General features: G+C 73.5%; 16 protein-coding genes. 7 read left to right on the top strand and 9 right to left on the bottom strand.

Translation table 11 applies throughout. The features are described 5' to 3' along the window. Window positions 1-95 precede the first annotated feature (95 nt). The 4 genes from LZF96_RS12880 to LZF96_RS12865 form a co-directional block, all read right to left on the bottom strand. Entirely contained in the window at window positions 96-1424 is a 1329-nt protein-coding gene (locus LZF96_RS12880) for a chondroitinase-B domain-containing protein (protein ID WP_233870573.1), read from the bottom strand. A gap of 95 nt (window positions 1425-1519) precedes the next feature. Continuing rightward, window positions 1520-1957, bottom strand: a complete 438-nt coding sequence (locus tag LZF96_RS12875) for an ATP-binding protein (protein ID WP_233870570.1) — start codon at window positions 1955-1957, stop codon at window positions 1520-1522. Window positions 1958-3047: 1090 nt separating this feature from the next. Beyond that, window positions 3048-3608: a flavodoxin domain-containing protein gene (locus LZF96_RS12870; protein ID WP_233870567.1), complete on the bottom strand. Its 561-nt coding sequence runs from the start codon at window positions 3606-3608 to the stop codon at window positions 3048-3050. 140 nt (window positions 3609-3748) lie between these two features. After that, the gene (locus tag LZF96_RS12865; RefSeq protein WP_233870563.1) at window positions 3749-4987 is read right to left on the bottom strand and encodes a PP2C family protein-serine/threonine phosphatase; all 1239 of its coding nucleotides are present in this window, start codon (window positions 4985-4987) and stop codon (window positions 3749-3751) included. Window positions 4988-5470: 483 nt separating this feature from the next. Between LZF96_RS12865 and LZF96_RS12860 the strand changes: the two genes are divergently transcribed. Both LZF96_RS12860 and LZF96_RS12855 read left to right on the top strand, forming a co-directional pair. Next, a complete protein-coding gene (locus tag LZF96_RS12860) occupies window positions 5471-6142 on the top strand; it encodes a hypothetical protein (protein WP_233870560.1) in 672 nt (223 codons plus the stop codon). Window positions 6143-6186: 44 nt separating this feature from the next. Continuing rightward, a complete protein-coding gene (locus LZF96_RS12855; protein ID WP_233870557.1) occupies window positions 6187-7179 on the top strand; it encodes a hypothetical protein in 993 nt (330 codons plus the stop codon). An 834-nt stretch (window positions 7180-8013) separates the two neighbouring features. Here the strand turns inward: LZF96_RS12855 and LZF96_RS12850 are convergent. Beyond that, window positions 8014-8382, bottom strand: a complete 369-nt coding sequence (locus LZF96_RS12850; protein WP_233870554.1) for a hypothetical protein — start codon at window positions 8380-8382, stop codon at window positions 8014-8016. A 692-nt stretch (window positions 8383-9074) separates the two neighbouring features. On the opposite strand from LZF96_RS12850, the gene LZF96_RS12845 reads away from it, so the two are divergent. Both LZF96_RS12845 and LZF96_RS12840 read left to right on the top strand, forming a co-directional pair. Beyond that, window positions 9075-10412: a DUF4132 domain-containing protein gene (locus LZF96_RS12845; RefSeq protein WP_233870551.1), complete on the top strand. Its 1338-nt coding sequence runs from the start codon at window positions 9075-9077 to the stop codon at window positions 10410-10412. A gap of 423 nt (window positions 10413-10835) precedes the next feature. Next, window positions 10836-11018, top strand: a complete 183-nt coding sequence (locus LZF96_RS12840; RefSeq protein WP_233870548.1) for a hypothetical protein — start codon at window positions 10836-10838, stop codon at window positions 11016-11018. Window positions 11019-11309: 291 nt separating this feature from the next. On the opposite strand, the gene LZF96_RS12835 is transcribed toward LZF96_RS12840, so the two are convergent. Continuing rightward, a complete protein-coding gene (locus LZF96_RS12835) occupies window positions 11310-11939 on the bottom strand; it encodes a DsbA family protein (protein WP_233870545.1) in 630 nt (209 codons plus the stop codon). 519 nt (window positions 11940-12458) lie between these two features. Between LZF96_RS12835 and LZF96_RS12830 the strand changes: the two genes are divergently transcribed. Together LZF96_RS12830 and LZF96_RS12825 are read left to right on the top strand one after the other, a co-directional pair. Beyond that, window positions 12459-13745 (top strand): D-arabinono-1,4-lactone oxidase, encoded by a 1287-nt coding sequence (locus LZF96_RS12830; protein WP_233870542.1) that lies wholly within the window; start codon window positions 12459-12461, stop codon window positions 13743-13745. Beyond that, on the top strand, window positions 13742-14134 hold the full coding sequence (locus LZF96_RS12825; protein ID WP_233870539.1) for a sensory rhodopsin transducer: 393 nt from the start codon (window positions 13742-13744) through the stop codon (window positions 14132-14134). The genes LZF96_RS12830 and LZF96_RS12825 overlap by 4 nt, the downstream gene beginning before the upstream one ends. Window positions 14135-14432: 298 nt before the next feature. Here LZF96_RS12825 and LZF96_RS12820 read toward each other — a convergent pair whose 3' ends face one another. The 3 genes from LZF96_RS12820 to LZF96_RS12810 all read right to left on the bottom strand — a co-directional run bounded on the left by LZF96_RS12820 (window position 14433) and on the right by LZF96_RS12810 (window position 17718). Continuing rightward, window positions 14433-15998, bottom strand: a complete 1566-nt coding sequence (locus LZF96_RS12820) for a hypothetical protein (protein WP_233870783.1) — start codon at window positions 15996-15998, stop codon at window positions 14433-14435. A gap of 185 nt (window positions 15999-16183) precedes the next feature. Beyond that, window positions 16184-17134: an ABC transporter ATP-binding protein gene (locus LZF96_RS12815; RefSeq protein WP_233870536.1), complete on the bottom strand. Its 951-nt coding sequence runs from the start codon at window positions 17132-17134 to the stop codon at window positions 16184-16186. Beyond that, on the bottom strand, window positions 17131-17718 hold the full coding sequence (locus LZF96_RS12810) for a TetR/AcrR family transcriptional regulator (RefSeq protein WP_233870533.1): 588 nt from the start codon (window positions 17716-17718) through the stop codon (window positions 17131-17133). Before LZF96_RS12810 ends, LZF96_RS12815 begins: the two co-directional genes overlap by 4 nt. 263 nt (window positions 17719-17981) lie before the next feature. Here LZF96_RS12810 and LZF96_RS12805 point away from each other — a divergent pair, with 263 nt between their 5' ends. After that, entirely contained in the window at window positions 17982-19184 is a 1203-nt protein-coding gene (locus LZF96_RS12805; protein ID WP_233870530.1) for an FUSC family protein, read from the top strand. The last annotated feature ends 214 nt before the right edge of the window (window positions 19185-19398 follow it).

Raw genomic sequence — 19398 nt, 5'->3', positions numbered from 1 at the left:
GGAACGCACCGCCGCGGAGCGCCGCGCTCCCGGTGCCGGACCGGCCGGGACCCGTGCGACGGGTCCCGGCCGGTCGGTGGGTCGGTGCCCGGGGATCAGAAACGGGCTCCGATATCGGTGCCGTCGCGCGGGACGAGGAAGTCGGTGGACGGGATCGAGCCGCCGGCACCCCGGGGACCGGTGACACCGCCGGGGCCCGTGCCCAGCACGGAGTCGGCGTTCCAGGGCCCGGGGAGGTTCCAGGAATTGCCGACGGAGGTGGAGGATCCGGCCGAGACGGGGTTGGGGTCCAGCACCGAGAGGTTGCCGCGCAGTTCGGAGGCCGAGCGGTTGACGGTGAAGCCGTTGCGGCCGTTGTCGAAGGTGGTGGTCCGGGTGATCAGGATGTTTCCCGGGTTGCCGTTGTCGACGACGCCGTCCACGGCGTTGCGGAAGGCGATCGGGTTGCGCAGGACGTGGTCGGCGGAGATCACACCGGTGCCGCCACCGGTGCCCCCGCCGAGTTTGAAGCCGTTGCCGTCGCCGGAGAAGTTCGGGAGGTCCCACCGGTTGACGCCGTTGCCGTACGCGACGCTGTCCTCGATGGTGATGGCGGAGCGGAACTCCCGGGCGTCGAAGCCGCCGTCGGCGTTGTTCCACAGTCGGGCCCCGACCACCCGGTTGCCCTCGCCCCGCCCCTCCTTGATCCCCGGGCCGTCGGCGCTCTCGCCGTTCTTGCGGGGGTCGTGGTTGCCGTGGGAGTCGAGGTTGACGATGAGGTTGCGGCTGGAGTCCCCCTGGAGTTGGAACCCGGTCTCGTAGTTGTCCCGGGTGATCAGGTTCCGGAACTCGTTGTCGTCACAGTTGTGGCAGTACACGCAATAGGGACCGCGGATCAGCTCCAGCCCTTCGATCCGCCAGAAGGAGGCCTCCTGGTGGATCGAGCCGCGTTCCGGACGGGGGATACCGCCACCGACCGGGGTGCGGCTCGCGGGCAGGCGGTCCCCGTCGATTATCACCCGCTCGCCCTCGTGCGCGGTCAGGGTGATGGGGCGTCCGGGCTCGCCGGAGGTGGTGATGGTGATGTTCTCGGTCAGGACGTAGGTGCCGCCGCGCACCACGATGGTGTCGCCGGGGCCCGCCCGGTCCACGGCCTCCTGGATCTCCGCCAGCGGTGCGTCGGCGGTGCCGGGGCCGGAGTCGTCGCCGTCGGGGGCGACCACGATCACGATGCCGGTGTCGGCGGTCCGGGGGGACACGGTATCCGCCGGCTCGTCGGAGAAGGCGGCGGGTACCACCACCGCCGTCAGCATCACCGCCGCCGCACCGGCGAGGGCGACCTTCACCCCGGTCGGGGCCGTGGCGCCGCTCGCCGCACGCCCGTCCGTTCGTTGTCCGCTCGTCGCGCACTCGTCACAACTGCTCATCGCGGGAGGAGCGTTCATCCCGTCGTCCGCGGGACCGCCATCGGCCCGCCCGAGGAGCGAGGGGACAGCAAGCGCTTTTTACGGCTTGGCCGGAACGCGCCCACCGACGGTGTTCAGCTCCCGCCGTCCCCCAGCGGAACGGCGAACCAAACCCACTTGCCGTCGGGGACCCGGGTGCAGCCGAGCGCACCGGTCATCTCGCGCAGCAACCACAGACCCCGGCCACCCTCGGCGTCCCAGTCCGGAACGGTGACCACCGGCACCCGCGCGCAGCGGTCGAAGAGCCGCACCCGGACCGTCGCCCCCACGTGGTGCACCTCCAACCGGCATCGCGGATCCCCCGCGTGCTTGACAACATTGGAGAGCAGCTCGGAGATCCCCAACCGGATCACCCCCACGGCGTCGGCGTCCCCGCCACGGCCCCGCACCAGACGCCCGGCCTCGTCGCGCCAGCGCTCGATGTCCCCGGCGGAGGCCGTGATGTCCCAGCCGGACGCCGCCCGGGGGTGGGGAACACGACCCCGGCGACCGACGGATTCTGTACCGACCATCGAAAGCCTCCGATGCATCGCGGAGTATCCGGCACCCCCGGAAGGCGAACGCCGGCAACGGACGCGCGGCACCGAGCGGCACCGAAAGGCCGGGGCCCCGACCCATCGCGTCGGAGCCCGACGAGGGCACATTGTCACGGCGGGAATGCGACGCGCAAGCCCTTCCTATGATTTCCGCCATTCGCGAAATGCCGGTTCGGGGCATTCCCCGGGGCGGGCCCGGAGACGGCGCCCCGGTGAGGACCCGGCGGTGGGTGTCGTCCGAACCCACCTGCAACGACTCGTGACGAAAGAGGAGTTGCGGCACCACCCGGGGGCCTCGTCGCCGGCGCGAGGGGGGACGACCGTCGGACCCGCCCCGCGCCGCGCGTGACCGATCGAATGAATCCATTACGACGAGCGCCACCCACCACCCACCTTCCATTTCGTTTCTCCACCGCCGCGGAGCACGCGAGAAGCACGAGACGATTCGCGATGGGATTCCCGACGGGAAAGGAGCCCATCGCGCACGCGATTCGAATGCGATGAAACCCGTCCCGATAATCCCCGCCACAATGAGCCCGCCCCGAAGGCCCTGCCCCCGAAAATCCCGCCCGGGGATCCTTCGTGTGGACATCCGGGGGAAGCGCGGCCGGGGCAGGAGGCTTCCGCCGGCCCCTCCCTTCCGCGAGGGGGCGGCCCGGACCTCCTCCGGAGCGGAGGGAACCGACCCGGGGCACACGGCGAGGATCCGTGCGACGCCGGGGTCACCGATCGGGCCGCCTTCCCGTCGCCTGTCGCCTGTCGCCTGTCGCCTGTCGAAACCCTCCACGATTTCATCCCCCGAAACGGGAGGCCCTCGGGGCAAACGCCGCCGGGCACGGCCGGGCTGCGCCGGGCCCCACCTTCCGCTCCTCCGTCACACGACGGATCCCGTCCCCGCACCCCCGAAAAGGCGGATGATGATCGAAGAAATCGCTTTCTCGCGAGGGGAGCCCCTCCCCGCCCCTCCGGGGAAACCGTTTTCCTTCCCGGCGGAGCGCGGACGCCATCGGATCCCCCGCCCCCATCCCCCTTCCGACACGCACCGATCAACGGACCGAACCGGGTCTCACCCCCGGCCGCCTCCCCCGCCCGGCGAAGCGCGCCGCCCGCGCCGCGCGGCCAACCGCTCCGCGACGGAGCCCGTCCACGCGTCGACCACCGACCAGTCCCGGTGATACCCGTACCGACCACCCATCGCCCGGAAGAGGGTTCGCCCCATCGGATTGAGGTGATCCGGGTGGACCTCTCCGGAGAACACCTTGTGACCGACGGGGCGGACGACTTCCCGCAGGGCCTCGACGACCCGGCGCTCCTGTTCCTGCTCCGCTCGTGCCCGCACCCGGTGACCCGGGGCCCGCGACATCCCGACGCCGAACATCCACACCGGCATCCGTGACAACTCCGTCGCGTACCGCTCGACCCACCGACGAGCGCCGGGCAACCAGTCCCGGTTGTGCACGGCACTGCCCACGACGCACGCGTCCCGGCTCGCCGGGCTCCCGATGTCCCCGTCCTCCAGGTGGTGGCATTCGACACGATGCCCCGCCTCCTCCAACCCCGAGGCGATCCGCTCCGCGACCTCATGGGTGGAGCCGTGCGCGCTCGCGTATCCCACCGGGACGATCATGGCCGCTCCTCCTCGCCGGATGATTTCAGGCGATATCCCCTGTTTCCGGCAGGCATCGGCGACGGATCGGTGTCAAGCGGGCCCGGGCCCACCCGGAGGCGGCGCGCCCCGGGCCGGGGCGCGCCGTCCCCGGGCGGGACTCAGTCGGCCCGGGACGCGGCGGTGGTGTCGGCCCCGGAAGTCGCCCGGCGCGACCGCGGCTCGGAGCCGCGCCAATCCAGGAGCAGGATGGTCGCGTCGTCCCGCAGATGTCCCCGGCAGACGTCGAAGACGGTCCCGGTGATCCGGCGGGCGGCCTCCCGGGGATGCAGTTCACGGGTTTCCCGCAGGAGCGCGCCCAGATCCACGTCCGCCGCCTGACGTTCCTGCATCCCGTCGGTCAACAGCAGGAGTCGGTCCCCGGGCCGCAGATCGAGCTTCTGCGCCTCGTAGGGGATGGGCGAGGGGATTCCGAAGGGCAGGTGCGGGAAGAGAGGAACCTCCTCCACCTCGTCCCCGCGCATCAGCAGGGGCCGGGGATGACCCGCGTTGACGATCTGCGCCTCCCCCCTCTCCAGGTCGACGAACATCAACTGGCCGGTCGCCATGGCGCCGCGTCCGTGCGCCAACAGGGCGTCATGGGCCCGGGTCGCCTGCTCGGTGAGTCCCTCCCCCGCTCGACGCGCGCCGCGCAGCGCGCCCATCAGGAGGGTGGCCAGGAGCGCGGAGTCGACCTCGTGGCCCATGGCGTCGGTGATGGAGAGATGGAGCAGTTCGCGGTCCAGGGCGTAGTCGTAGGTGTCCCCACCGATCTGGTCCGCGGGGACCAGGGCTCCGGCCACGGTGAATGCGGCCGCCTCGCAACAGGAGGCCGAGGGCAGGAGCTGATGCTGGATCTCCGCCGCCAGGCTCACCCGGGTGGTGCGCCGACCCCAGTGGTACAGATCGGTGAAGCGACGGTCGGTGACGATGATGTAGGCCAACGCGTGCGCGGCCTCCTCGATACCCCGCAGCGCCTCGTCATCCGCGCCGGGCAGGGACACCTCCAGGACACCGAGGCAGTCACCCCGGTTGGTGACCGGTGCCACCGCACGATGCCCGATGCCCCCCTCCAGTTCCTCGACATGCGGAGCCTGGGTGCGAAGCACCCCTTCGTAGATGCTGCCCGGCAGGGCGATGCCCGCGGAACGCCCTCCGGGGCCCTCACCCTTGCCGTCACCACCGCTGTCGCCGGTGAAACGCACCACCTCGCGACCGACGATGTCCGCGAAAAGGAAGGACACCGAGAACGCCCCGAAGCGTTGCTCCAGGTGCCGGGCGACGACCCCGACCGATTCCACCGGCGGAGCCTCCTCCGCCGCCGTCAGGAGTTTCCCGAGACCGAACCCCTCGTCCGCCATCGTGACCCCCTCCCTGCTCAGACTTTCCACTCCCCTACCCCGGGTTCGCCGAAAGAAGGGTGTTCGTTGACGGGGGGCGGGACCGAGAGGGCTCTCCTCGGAGCCGATACGTGCCCGTGAACGACTACCGGCCCCACCCCGCCGGCGGATGCGGATCCCGTCCGGTTCTTTCCCCGGGAACCGTGCGGAGTGCGCCCGGCGCGGTTCCCCGGCGGGTGTCAACGGCAGGAGGGTCGATCCCTTCGGGGCCCTCCGCCGGCAGACTCCGGGAACCGCGCCGGGCGCGGCGGCGTCCTCTCCCCTGCGAATGCAAGGAGCCGGTGGGTCGGTCACCTCACGTCCCCGGGCTCCCCCCACGGGGACGTTCGGGACCGTTGACGGCTTCGCTCAGTAGACTCCGCGCGTCGTCACCGGCGGGGCCGGAGTGCGCTCCGAAGCACCGGGCCCGGCCACCACCGCACCAGCTCGAGGACACGGGGACCCATGACCCATCGACTGATACGCATCGCCGGCGCGGCCGCTCTCACCGGCACGCTCCTCCTCCCCCTCACCGCGTGTGGGGACGACGACGGCGACACCGATGACACCATCGAGGGCGCGCAGACCACCGACCCCGAGGACACCAGCGGGGGCACCGGGGACGAGCCGGCGCCGCCCGCCGACGACATCGAACGCCCGGAGATCACCCTCCCCGGGGACGTCGTCAACGTCTTCGAACCCGTCGACACCGACGACCCCATCGAAACCGCCGTCCTCGGCGACCACGAACACCGCGTCAACTCACTCGACGAGGTCATCGTCACCGGTGACCTCGAACGCCCCGGCCTGGGGTTCTACTCCACCGGAGAGGCTCTGCGCTCGGCCGTCGAATGGGCTTCGCCCATCATCGACGAGGGATGGGCACGCTCGGGAGAGGTCCGTCACTACAACCGTTCCGTGGATGTCACGGACGACGAAACGGCCTTCGTGACCTACTGCGTGGACCGGAGTGGTTCCACCGCCACCTGGCGGGAGAGCGGCGAGGTCAGAGAAGTGGAGAGCAGCGGCGCGGACACCAGGGACTCCCATTACGTGACCCGGTTGAGGGTGAATGGGGATGGGGTGTGGCAGACGGATGAGGTGCTCTCCGAGCCCGACTCCGAGGAGTGCTCGTGAGCGGGCGCGCGGTCGGTCGGGCCACTACCCTCGTGATCGCGACCATGACGCTGTGGGGATTCTCCGGGATCGCGGGGGCGGACGACGGATTCGGGGATGAAAACGTCCACGGCGAGTCCGACGGGCGGAACATCGGGGCCGGGGCGGGGCGCGGGAACGGACCCCTGCCCGGCATCGTGATCGAGGGGGGCGGCGGGAGCGGGGGCTCCTTCTCCACGACCTCGACCAACTGGTCCCCGCCGGCCTGTTACTACGCCCCCGAGTACACCCCCGAGGAATTCGAGCAGCACTATCTCGACTACCTGCACAGCCCCCTGCACTCCGGCAAGGCCGAGGCAGTGTACTGGTATCGGGAGAACTACGGCGAGGAGGGCGGGGTCAACTTCAACCTCGACGCCGAGGAGGAGGGCATGTGGTGGGGCAGCTTCATCAACACGGCCTCCGACGACCACGAGGGCAAACTGGCCTGCTCCGAACCGTGGTTCTGGGTGCCCTTCGGTGAGGCCCCGCCGCCCCTGCCCGGCGTTCCGACACCGGAACTCCTGGCCGGCCTGGCCTACGAGCACACCCGGGTACCGGACACCGAGATCGCCCTCAACCCCGAGGACGCCGATCACCAGATCGTGAACCTGCCGACCTGGATCTGGACCGAGGGCTCCTCCACCGCACCCGTCTCGGTGACCGCCCGGGTCGTCGGGTACGACATCTGGGCCACGACCACCGCCGAACCCGACCGGCTCACCATCGACCCCGGCACGCGGGACGCCGTGACCCATCCGGCTTCCGGCGAGTGCGGCATCGCCGGTGACGGCACCATCGGTGAGCCGTACCGGGCGGGGCGGGCGGAGGAACCCCCGCCGTGCGGGGTCACCTACCTGCGGGCCACCCATTCCGGCGGGCCGCACCAACTGCTGGCGACGCTCACCTGGGACGTCTCCTGGGTGGGCTCCGGTGGGGCCGGCGGCGATCTGCCGGACGGCTCCGTGAGCACCCCACAGGACATCGAGGTGGAGGAGATCCAGGCCGTCGTCCGCTGAGGTTCCGGCGTGCGCCGACCTTCCCGGGCGGGGGCCGGTGGTCGGGACCCCGCCCGGGAAGGTCGGTGATCCGGCTCGGCGGTCCCGGGGCCGATCCTCCCCGGACGGGGCCCCGATCCGTGCCCCCGGATGCGGAGGCTTCCGGGCCGCTGTCCGGATCCGCCCCGTCCCCTCCGGCGACGGACCTCCGGCATCGGTCGTGACCGGGAATTGTCGGTACCGGGGGCTACGGTGACGCCGATCGAGGGGTGCGCGGCGCCCGAGGACGAGACGCGGACGGGGAGGGGCCGGGGTGACGGGGGAACCGGTGGCAGGCGGAGCGGCGCGTCCGGTGGGGACCGGGCGGACGGACCCGACGACGGAGACGCGCCGGGGACCGACCGGGACACCGGGAACGCTCCCCGCCGTGTGGCTGGGACGGGCGTTGCCCCGGGCGGGAGCGGTGTACCGGCGGCCCGCGCCGCCCCGAGTCGGGGCCCCGGTCGCCGTCGCCCGGCGGGTGACCGCGGGGCGGGACCGGCTGGAGGAGTTCCTCACCGCCCCGCGGAGCGTTCCCGCGTGGTGCGCGGCGGCCGTCGCGACGCTCGGGGGCGGCGCGGACCCGATCGGCGCCGCGGTGCTGGCGGCGGTGACCGCCGCCCCGGTGGGGCGGGACGGGGATCACGCGGACTTCGTGGACGCCCGGGTACTGGAGCACGGCCCGGCCTTCGCCGCCCGGTCGGTGGTCGAACAGTTCGAGATGTACCCCCACCGCGAGCGGGAGGACGGGGAGGGCGGGGAGGGCCGGAACACCGCACTGGTGGCCGTCGGAACCCCCGGTTTCCCCGGTGACGGCTATGCCCGGCGTTCCGCTCTCCCGGCAGCCCGTCGGCTGCGCGGTCTGTTGGCCGTCGCCGATGCCGACACCCGCGAGGCGGTGGCGCGGGCGCTGGCGCCGATGCGCACCACACCGGGGCGTCGGGTGGTCGCCTCGTACCTGCTGCCGGACCGGGCGGGCTGGGCCGCCGAGTGCTGCGCGGAGGCGTCCCGGCCGGGCGGATGCCCGGTGCTGGACGAGATGCGGCTGTGCGTCGTGGGCACCCCCGAACACCTGGCGGCCCTCGGGGCCCGGGCCCACCTGGCGCCGTACCGCTGGACGCCGGAGCTGCTGGCCACGGTCGCCGACCGGGTGGGCACCGAGTTGGTGCCGGTGCTCGCCGGCATCGTCGCGGATCCCTCGCCGGACGCCCGGCGGATGGGCACGGTCCTCGACCTGCTGGGGGAGCTGCCCTCCCGAGGCGCGGTGGAGACCCTGTTGGACGCGACGGTCGGGGCGCGCGACGTGGCGGCCCGGCGGGCCCTGATGGGCATGGTGGCGCGCCATCCGGTGGCGGCGGCGACGGCCCTGGCCGAGGCCGTTGCGCGGGACGGCGTCGGAGCGGGGGGATCCGGCAGTGGGGACAGGTCCGGAGCACCGGGGGCCGGTGGGGGCGCGGCCGGGGCGTCCCCGGAACGGAGGGCGGTCGCCGAGGGCTTCCTGGCCTGCGCCCTGCGGGCGCGGCCGGGTCTCGCGGAGCGGATCGCCCCCCGCCTGTCGGCGGGGGCGCTCGCGGTGGTGCGTCGTCCGTCTCCCACCTCACCGCACCGGCCGGAGGCTCCGGAGTCCGCCGTTCCCGCCTGTCTGTTGGATTCCCCCGCACCGCACGGTCCACCCGGGCCGCCCGGCCCTCCCGGTGGCGGGACCCGCGGCGGGTCGTCGGACGCGACGGCGGGCGGGGAGGTGTGGGTCCACCCGGCGACGCTCCCCCGGCTGGTGCTGCGCGACGGCCGCCCCCTCCCGCACGCCGCGACGCGGCTGTTGCTGCGCCGGCTCGCAGGGGCCGGTCGGGCCGACGCGGGGGCGGAGTCCGTGGACCGTGTCGCGCTGGTGGAGGCCTGCGAGCCCGGCTCGCCCGCGGGCCTTCGTCGAGGCGTTGTTCGAGCGGTGGCGGCTGATGGGGATGCCTCCCGCGGCGGGGTGGGTGATGGCCGCCCTCGGCGTGTTGGGCGACGAGGGCACGGTGCGTCTGCTCGTGCCGCTGATCGACGTCTGGCCCGGGGAGGGCGGTCACCACCGGGCGGTGCAGGGGCTGGACGCGCTGACCGCGATCGGCACCGAGGAGGCGTTGCGCGCCCTGCACGGGCTCTCCCCGCGCGGTCGGTTCGCGGCGTCGCGCCGGCGGGCCGGGGAGCGGATGGTCGAGGTGGCGGCGGGCCTGGGTCTGTCCGACGATCAGTTGGCGGACCGTCTGGTTCCCGACCTCGGGTTGGACGCGGACGGCAGCACCGTCATCGACCACGGCGGGCGACGCTTCGTGGTGGGCTTCGACGAACGGCTGACGCCGTTCGTCGTGGACGGGACGGGACACCGGTGGGCGGCACCACCGAAACCGGGGGCGCGGGACAACGATCCCGGCGCCCGGTCGGAGCACCGTCGCTTCACCGCTCTGCGCCGGGAGGCACGGACGGTGGCGGTCGAGCGGCTCGCCCGTTGGGAGCGGGAGATGGTGGAGGGGCGGCGGTGGTCCCGGGCGGAGTTCCACCGGTACCTCGCGGAGCACCCACTGCTCGGGCACGCGGTGCGGCGCCTGGTCTGGGAGGGCCGGGAGGAGTGCCACGGGGGCCGGGAACGGGTCGTGTCCTTCCGGCCGGGGCCCGGCGGCACCGGGGTCGACGCGTACGGTCGGCCGGTGGAGTTGGGCGGGCACGCCGTCATCCGTCTGCCGCACCCCCTGGAGTTGGGGGAGGAACTGCCCGTGTGGCGGGCGCGGTTCGGCGCCGTCGGAACACTTCAGCCGTTTCCCCAGTTGGCGCGGCCGATCCACCGGCTGTGGCCGGGGGAGGAACGGGCCTCGCGGTTGCGGCGGTTCGAGGGGGTGCGGGTGTCGACGGCGGCGCCGGCGGAGCTCACCCGACGCGGCTGGGAACGCGGCGAGCCCTCGGACCACGGGGTGGAGCGGTGGCTCTCCCGCCGGGTCGGTCCGGGGCGATACGTGGTGATCAACCCGGAGGAGAGTCCCCCACCGGGGGAGCCGGGGCCGGTGGCGGAATGCTCCCTGCGAGCCGTGCGGTTGGCCGATTCCCCGGGTGGGGACCGGCCGGAGAGGGAAGCCGATCCGCGGTTCGGTGATCTGGAACCGGTGATCGTCTCGGAGGTGCTGACCGATCTGATGGGTATTCTGCTTCCCGGCGAGGAGCCGATGGCCGAGAGGTGACCGGGCCCCGGTCGGCCGGATGACCGGGGCGGCGGGTGCCCGGGAGAGGAATTCCGGGGGTACGGGGAAACCACCACCCCACCGGCTCGGGTGTTCCGGAACGGGGTTCCGGTCGGCGGACGCCGGCGTGACGATCCGCCCGGTCATCCGCTCCGCGCGCCCCGGAATCCGGGTTCCGACACGGTCCGGATGCCCCCTGCCGCACATTCCTGTACGATCACGCGTTCTTTCGCGTCCCTGCCTCCCGGGCATATCCTCCGGCGCTCCGGAAAGACGCCCGGAAGAACGAATGCGGAGGCGAATCCCGTGCGGATCGGGCAGGGTGTTCCCCCGTCCGCATCGGGCGTCCCGCCCCGGAGTGGGGAGCGGAAGAGGAAAAGCGCACGGCCGACACAGGTGATTCCGAGGACCCGGAGGATGATCGTGCACCAGGCGAACACGGCGATCGGCAGGTTCGGCAGGGGAATGACGCAGACGGGTATCGCCTGCATGGTCGCGGCCGCGATCACCGCCATCGGGGTACGGGAGCCCGTTCCGGCGGTGCTGATGCTCGCCGGCTCGGCTTTCGCCCTGCTCGGACTCCTCCTCGCCCCCCGTTCGGGCTAGCTTGTTCTCCAACCCCTGGTGGGCCCCCATGGCATCGGTGGATTCCTCGCGGTGACTTCGATGGAGAAGCAGGGCATCGCGTCGATGGCCCCCGGGGTCCGCCGGTGGTCGGCCCACCGTCGTCCAACGGACCGGATCGGCCGGCATCGGCGGCTCGATCCGGTCCCGCATCGCGTCAGCGGTCGTCAATCGAACAGGCACGTCCGATCAACCGATCGAAGAGACACGCTCCCGGGGGTATGACGGTCGCACCGCGACCGTCATACCCCCGGCGCCGGGTCCCGGCTCCGCTCAGTCGAAGTTCAACTCTCCCGTCCGGGTGCGCTTGAGTTCGAAGAAATCGGGATACGACGCCAGGGTGCGGGCGGCGTCGAAGAGCCGTACGGCCTCCTCGCCACGCGGTATGGAATTGAGCACCGGTCCGAAGAAGGCCACCCCGTCGATATGGATCGTGGGCGTTCCCACGTCCTCCCCCACAGCGTCCATGCCCTCGTGGTGGCTGCGCCGCAGCTCCTCGTCGAAGGCGTCGTCATCGGCCGCTCCCGCCAGGTCCGCGGGCAGACCCACCTCCGCGAGTGATTCCCGGACCACCTCCGGGAGATCCTTGTTCCCGCCCGGGTGGATGCGGTTCCCCATGGCCGTGTAGAGGTCGGGGAGCACCTTCTCACCGTGACTCCCGGCGGCGGCCGTCAGCACCCGGACCGGACCGAGCGAGGCGTCCATCAGGGCGCGGTACCCCTCCGGCAGCTCACGGTTCTCGTTGAGCACGTACAGGCTCATCACCCGGAATTTCAGGTCCATCGGACGCAGGCGGGCGACCTCCGTGATCCAGCGGGAGGTGATCCAGGCGAAGGGGCAGACGGGGTCGAACCAGAAGCCGACGCGGGGAGGGGTGCCGGGGTCGGGTGTCTCGTCGCTCATGTTCTCGTCCTTTCACGGGTTCGGACGGTGAATCGTCCGGGACAGTCGGTGGAAGCCGCCCGGTGGGCCCCGGCCGAGGGCCGGGGGGAGGGACGGCCGGTGCGCCGTGGGCGGGGGATCCGCCACAGCGGTGAACCGAACAGCGCCCCCGGCTGTTCCCCTGCGCCGGAGGCGGTGTGCCGCCCGGGGCCGGTGGTCACCGGAACGTCACGGGAGAACACGGTTCTTTCGCACACGCGTCGGGTATATCGGGTCGGGTATGTCGGTTGGATCAGTGGATACCCGACCGACATCCCGGAGGGGCGAGCCGATTTCCCCCGCCTCCGGGGGGCGCGTGACGACCGTGGCCGTGCTCGCCATCGCGGCGGGCACCATCGCCGTGCTCTTCGCGCCGATCATGGATGCGCGTATTTTCTCCCAGTTCTCGCCATAAGTCCGGTGTTGTAGGGGAGGTGCCCCACGGGCGCGCGTGACGCGCCGACATCGATCGCCATCCGTCATCGCGAAGGGAGACCGTTCATGCCCGACACCCCCGGGGAATTCGTCAACTGGTCGGGGAGCCTGCGCTTCACGCCGGGCGAGTTCCTCCACCCCGCCGACGAGCAGGAGGTGGTGGAACGGGTCCGCCGGGCGGCCGGGAGCGGGGAGACCGTCCGTCCCGTGGGCTCCGGTCACTCCTCCACGCCGCTGTTCGCCACCGACGAGGTGCTGATGTCCCTCGACCGGATGAGCGGATTGGTCTCACACGACCGCGAGGCCCTGCGCGGCACGCTGCTGCCGGGCACCGGCCTGGCGGAGGCCGGTCGGTTGCTGGCGGAGGTGGACATGGGTATGGAGAACCTCGGTGACGTGGACTACCAGGCCATCGCCGGAGCCATCGCCACCGGCACCCACGGGACCGGCACCACGCTGCCCAACCTGGGGGCGAACCTGATGGGTGGCCGGCTGGTCGCCGGGACCGGTGAGGTGGTGCCCTTCGGCGAGGACGCGGGCCCGGATCACGACCCCGACCTGTTGCGCGCCGCCCGGGTCTCGCTCGGGGCCCTGGGGGTGATGACCTCGCTGACCCTGCGCCTGCTGCCCGACCACCACCTGCGCCGGGTGAACCGGTGCACGCACATCGACTGGGCGCTGGAACACTTCCACCGGCTGGCCGCCGCCCACCGGCACTTCGACCTCTACTGGTACCCGCGCAGCGATCTCGCGCAGGTGCGGACGCTGAACATGCCCGACGACGAGCCCGACGACCCCGCCCTGATCCCGCCGGGCCGACACCTGCACCGTGACGAGACGGATTCCAACCACGAGATCATCCCGAACAGTCGGGAGCTGAAGTTCGACGAGATGGAGTACATGCTGCCGCTGGAGGCGGGACTGGAGTGCTTCCGGGTGATCCGCGAGCGGATCAGGGCGCGGCACCGCCGGACGGTGGCGTGGCGGGTGCTGCTGCGCACCGTCGCCCCCGACGACGGGCTGATCAGCACCTGCGGGGGGCGACCGACGATGACGATCGCGCTGCTGCAGAACAACACCCTCCCGCACGACGAGTACTTCGGGGACCTGGAGCCCGTGCTGCGGGACTTCGGCGGCCGGCCGCACTGGGGCAAGAAGCACTCCCTGAAGGCGGCGGAGCTGCGTCCGCTGTATCCCGGCTGGGACACCTTCGGCGGGGTGCGGCGCCGGTTGGACCCGGAGGGTGTCCTCCTCAACGACCACCTGCGGGGCCTGCTGGTCGAGGAGGACTCCGAGGAGTGGCACCGGATCGGGAAGAGGAAGCAGCGGCGCCGCGAGGAGGCGAGGGCATGAGCAGCACGGCGGGAACCTTCGAGGTCCCGGGGAGCCGGACCTGGGTCTTCCCCGGCGGCCACATCCCGGTGGAGGGAACGGGGCCGGAACCGGAGTTCACCAGCCGGGACGAACTGTGTCTGCTCAACGCCGGCACCGAACCGGCGGCGGTGGAGCTGACCGTCCTGCACGAGGACCGCGAGCGGGTGGGCCCCTATCCGCTGCGGGTGGAGGCGGGGCGGGTGCGGCACGTACGGATCAACGACCTGGTGGACCCGCAGGCGGTGCCGCTGGGTGAGCCCTACGGGCTGGTGGTGCGCTCCGATGTGCCGGTGGTGGCGCAGCTGACCCGCCTGGACACCCGTCGTGGCGGCCTGAGCACGGCCGTCGCCCCGGGGTACTGGGCCTGATCCCCGGGCCGGGCGGGGACCCGACGGTGGTCGGCCGGCGAAGCCGACGCCCCGCGAGCGGGAGGTGTTCCCGGCGCTCCGGGGGTGTCGAACACGGGGATCGGTCGCCGGCCGCACCCGGGGTGCGCCGGTCGAGACGCACGTGGTGTGCCTGTCGGAGAGGATCGGGAGCGCCAACCGGGTGCGTCCCGGGGGTGTTCACCGTCCGGCGCGGGCCGTTGCCCCGAGCGCCGCTTTCCGGGGGCCCGCGCCCGATGGGAGGGGTCGGACCCGGGGCGGATCCCCGGACGGGCTCCCCTCATCCGGGTGAGGGCGCGAGGCTCCGGGAAAGCGCCCGCCGGGCCGGGGGGACGCACAGCAGCAGGCCGGCGAGGACACCCATCGGAACGACGATCGCGGCCGACAGCGGTACCCGTTCGACGAGGTCCGCGAGGGCGGGGAACGCCGTCGCCCCACCGGCGTTCCCGGTCTCCCCGGCGAGGACGAGCAGGGGCCAGGCGGGTGGCAGGAGGGCGAGGGCGGCACCGGCCGGGGCGGGGAGCAGCGCCGCCGCCACCGGGACCCCGACCGACAGGGCACCCGCGGTCTTGGTCGCCACCAGCGCCTCCACCCGGTTGCCCGCCGTGGCCGCGACGACGGCGACCACGAGCGGGGCGAGGGAAGCGGCGAGGAGCGCCGCGACCAGGGATTCGGGGCCGGCCGTCGGCGCGAGCCCGCTCAGCGGGATCGCCACGGCCTGGACGAGCAGGGAGAGTCCCCACGCCACCGCGAGCCACAGCAGCAGCGGGAGCGGAGCCGGCACCGGGGCCACCCGTACCAGGCGGGGCAATCCCTCCTCGGCGTCCTCCACCCATCGCAGCGCGATCACGGTGCCGATCAGGATCGGGACGTGCAGCAGGATCAGCGCCGCGAAGACCGTCGGGGCGTGCGGCGCGAGGTCGATGGCGTACCGGTCGGCGAACAGGTCGACGGCGGCCGGCCACAACGGGCGCAGTGCCAGGGCGGTGAGAAGCGGTGCCGGGATCAACAGCCAGGGCAGCGGGTCGCGGAACGGCCCGGCGAGGCCGAGGAGCGCGGTGATCCGTCCGCCCGTCCCCCGACCGGCGCGGCGTCCCGCCGCCGGACGGGCGGCCCCGGGGCGGTGACGGGGGAACCGGGAGGAGGCCGGGGGCGGACCGCCGAGCGCGCGGGCCGCCACGCCGACGGCGATCGCCGCCCAGAGCCAGGCCCACAGGAGTGCGGGGAGCGCCCCGCCGGCGGGCGGGAGGCCGGTGACGGACGCCTCGATCAGTCGGGCACCGGCGGTGGTGGGGACGGCGTGCGCGATCGGGTGGTCGAGGACACCGAGGAGATGGGCGACCGGCACCACGAGCAGGGGCGCCAGCAGGGGCAGCGCGCCCGTCACGACACCGGGCAGCGTGCGGGCCCGGGTGCCGGCGGCGAGGCAGCAGGCGAGGAGCAGCACCGCGACCGGGGCCACCGCGACCGGGGCGGTCAGGGCGACCCGCAGGGCCCCGGCGGCGTCGGCCGGTCGGGCGGCGGCCAGGGCGATCGGGGTCGCCATCGCGCAGGTGAGGAGAGTCAGGGGGAGGATTCGGCACAGCGCGGCCTCGGCGGGGCGCAGCGGGGAGACACGGCGCACGGCGTCGGTCCGCTCCGCGCGCTCCACCAGCACCAGGGCGACGGCGAAGAGCGCGCCGAAGCCGGCGGTGTCCAGGAAGATCAGGTGGGGGCCGAGGGCCCGGGCGGTGGTCGGGGAGGGGACGAGGAGCAGCAGCGTCCACAGCGCGGCGAGGCCGGCGGCGACGTGCGTCACCCGGCGTTCCGCCAGCAGGCCCGTCTCCTGGCGCAGGGCGGCGACCACCCGGGCCCGGGCGGCTCGCGCGTCGCCCGGGATCCGGGTCCCCCATCGGCCCCCGGTCCGGACGGCGGCGTCGCCGTCCGGACCGTCACCGTCATCGGGGCCGGGCGCCGGGGCCGGGGGGCGCCGTGCGCCGGTGGGCGGGGTGTCGGGGCGGGAGGCCCGGGACGGGCCTCCCCGGCGGGGCGTCACAGCCGGTCCCCGGTGAGGGCGGCGAAGACCTCGTCCAGCCCCGCCTCCCGGGTGTGCAGGGTCTCCACGACGCCGGCGCGCAACAGACCGGCCAGTTCCTCGGCGGTCCGCGGTGCGGCGGTGTCCAGGACCCGTCGGACGCGTCGGCTGTCGTCCCCCTCCCCCGGTTCCCGGTACTCGACGACCACACCGGGGCGGCCGTGGCGCAGGCGGAAGCCACGCGGGGTGTCGATGGCGGCGATCCGGCCGCCGGAGACGAAGGCCAGTCGATCGCAGAGGCGGTCGGCGGTGTCCATGTCGTGGGTGGTCATGACGACGGCGGCGCCCCGGTCGGCCTCGGCCCGGATCACCTCCCGCAATCGGGCGGCGCGCACGGGGTCCTGACCGGAGGTGGGTTCGTCCAGCAGCAGCAGGCGGGGCCGGTTGATCAGGGCCCGGGCCAACTCCAGGCGCATCCGCATCCCCTTGGAGAAGGTGCCGACGCGGTGGTCGGCGCGGTCCGCGAGGTCCACCCGGGCGAGCAGTTCCACCGGGTCGGCGGTGGGCACCCGGTGGAGGGCGGCGAAGGCGGACAGGTTGCGGCGGGCGGTGAGCCGCAGGCGGGCGGCGGGGAGTTCGAAGGCGACCCCGACCCGGTCGAAGTAGTCGTGGCCCCACTTCTCCAGGGGGGTGCCGAGAACGGTGACGGTTCCGGCCCGGGGACGCACCAGGCGGGCGAGGACGGCCTGGATCGTGGACTTCCCTGCGCCGGAGGGGCCGAGCAGGCCGAGCACCTCGCCGGGGCCCACGGTGAAGGAGACGTCCTCGACGGCCGGGTCGGTGGCGCCCGGGTGGACGACCCGCAGACCGGTCACGGTCACGGCGGGATCGGCGGCCCGGGCCGGGGGGCCGGTCGGGGTGGTGCCGGCGGCCCGCCCGGGGACGGGGTCGGGGGCGGTACGCGTCACGAGGGGCCTCCGTCGCCGGTGAGGAGGGCGTCGAAGGCGTCCTCGACGAGATCGGGCAGTTCGCTCCGGCCCTCCTCCTCCACCCAGAGGGTGATGGCGGTGGTCAGGGCGGCGGTGCAGGCGGCGGCGATCACCCGGACGGACGGCGGGGGTCGTTCGCCGGGCGGGGTGAGGCCACGCTCGAAGGCCAGGGAGGAGGAGGCGGCGCTCTCACCCATTCGGGCCCGCAGCGCGGGGGTTCGCAGGATCAGCCGGGCCCGCAGGTACAGGGCCTCGCGCTCCCGCCGGTAGACCTCCGGCAGGGCGGTGGTGACCGCGTGGCGGATCCGTTCCACCGGGGGGTGGTCGGCGGGTCGGGAGCGGACGAGTTCCTCCAGCAGGGGGTCGTACTCGTCCCGCAGAACCACGTCCTCCTTGGTGGGGAAGTGCCGGAAGAAGGTCATGTGGGAGACACCGGCCTCGGCGGCGATGCGGGCGACGGTCACCTTCTCGTAGCCCTCGGCGAGGAAGAGCCGGAAGGCCACGGCGCGCAGGGCGTCGCGGGTGCGCGCTCCCCGGCGTTCCCGTCCGTCCACGAGGACCACTCCCGAAAGTGTGAGTTCATAACAGTGTGAGTAACTAACACCATACACCCGGCGATCGGACGCCGGCATGTCGACGGCTTTTCGGAACAGACGACTGGTATGCCGGAACCACACCCGCCCCTTCACCCGCCCTCCCCCGGTTCCCCCGGCCGCGCCCCGGGACCCGGCCCGCTCCCGCTCCGCGAAGGACCGTCGATGCGCTCGCGTCCCCCACACCGTCCCGGCGCCCCGGGCGTCCGGCCGCGTGCGGGCGGGTGAGCCGGATGGCCTCCCGCCGCATCCCCCTCCCCCGCTCGCTCCTCGCCCGGGTACCGCGTCCCGATCGGACCCTGCGGGCGGCGGGACCGGTCCGACCGGTCCGCCGGGTCGGACTCGCGTTCGCCCGGTTGCGCCGTTACCTGCCGGCCGTGCTGCTCGCGGGCCTGGCGGCGGGGCTGGCCTTCGCGATCGCCGCCGCGCTCTTCGGCGCCGAGGCGGCGTTCTTCGCCCCCATCGCCGCCGTGGTCTGTGTCGGCATCGCCGCCGGACAACGGGTCCGCCGGGCGGTCGAGATCGCGGTGGGGGTCGCGTTGGGACTCACCGCCGCCGACCTGCTGGTGAACCTCATCGGTTCCGGCCCGGTGCAACTGGGGGCCGCCGTCGTCCTGGCCATGACCGCCGCCGTGCTGCTGGGCACCGGGAGCGTGCTGGTCAACCAGTCGGCGGTGGCCGCCGTGCTGGTGATCGCCCTGGCGCCGCAGGGGGACAACAATCCCCTGATCCGGCTCGCCGACGCCCTGATCGGCGGGGGTGTCGGCGTCCTGCTGGCCTCGGTCCTGGGACCCAACCCGGGGCGGGTGGTGGAGCGCGCCGGGGTGGCCGTCCTCGACCACCTCATCGAGGTGGTGTGCGGCATCGGCGAGGCGCTGGCCCGGGTCGACCTCGAACGGGCGGAACGGACGTTGACCGAGGCCGGCCGCATCGAGGACCGGATGGCCGACCTGGACCGGGCGTTGGAGACCGCCCGGGAGAGCGCCCGGCTGGGGAACCGCAGGCGTTCCCTGCATCCCCGGAGTCCGATGCCGTTGCTGCGCTCCCGGCTGGAGTTGACGGCGGCGACCGTGCGCGCGATGGCCCGCGCCGCCGCCAACGCGGTGCGGCACGGCCGGCCGGTGGACGCCCGACTGGTCACCGCGGTGGAGGACCTGGCGGTGGCCCTGGGCGAACTGCGCCGGTGGGCGCAGGGGGGCAACGGTCGGGAGGAGGCGCGGGACGCCGCGCTGCGGGCGGCCCGGCTGGCCTCGGAGATCCCGCCGGGGGGCCGCCCGCTGACCTCGGGGGTGCTGATCGGACAGATCAGATCGGCGGCGATCGACATCCTGCGGTCGACGGGGCTGGACCAGCGCGAAGCCGTACGGACCCTGGAACGGAGGGCGGGACGCGCGGACACCCCGGAGGACCGGGAGGAGGGGGACCGGGAGGAATGAGTCACACCCCCGTGCCGTGCCGTGCCGTCGGAGCCGGCCGAGGACGCCCCCGCCGGGAGCGGGGACGAGCCGGGGTGGCCGCCTCCGGTCGAGCACACGGTGATGACGGCCGGGCCCGGTCCCGGGCCCGGGCGGATCGTTGTCGCGCGAGGAGGCCCGACATCCGCAACCGACACCGCCGATGCCCGGCGCCGAGCCGTCCGGGCGCCCGGAC

The sequence above is a fragment of the Streptomyces sp. ST2-7A genome (genome assembly GCF_021390475.1).
Classification (GTDB): Bacteria; Actinomycetota; Actinomycetes; order Streptomycetales; family Streptomycetaceae; genus Streptomyces.
Note: the sequence above shows the minus strand (reverse complement) of the source record. Positions and strands in the feature narration are given on the sequence as shown.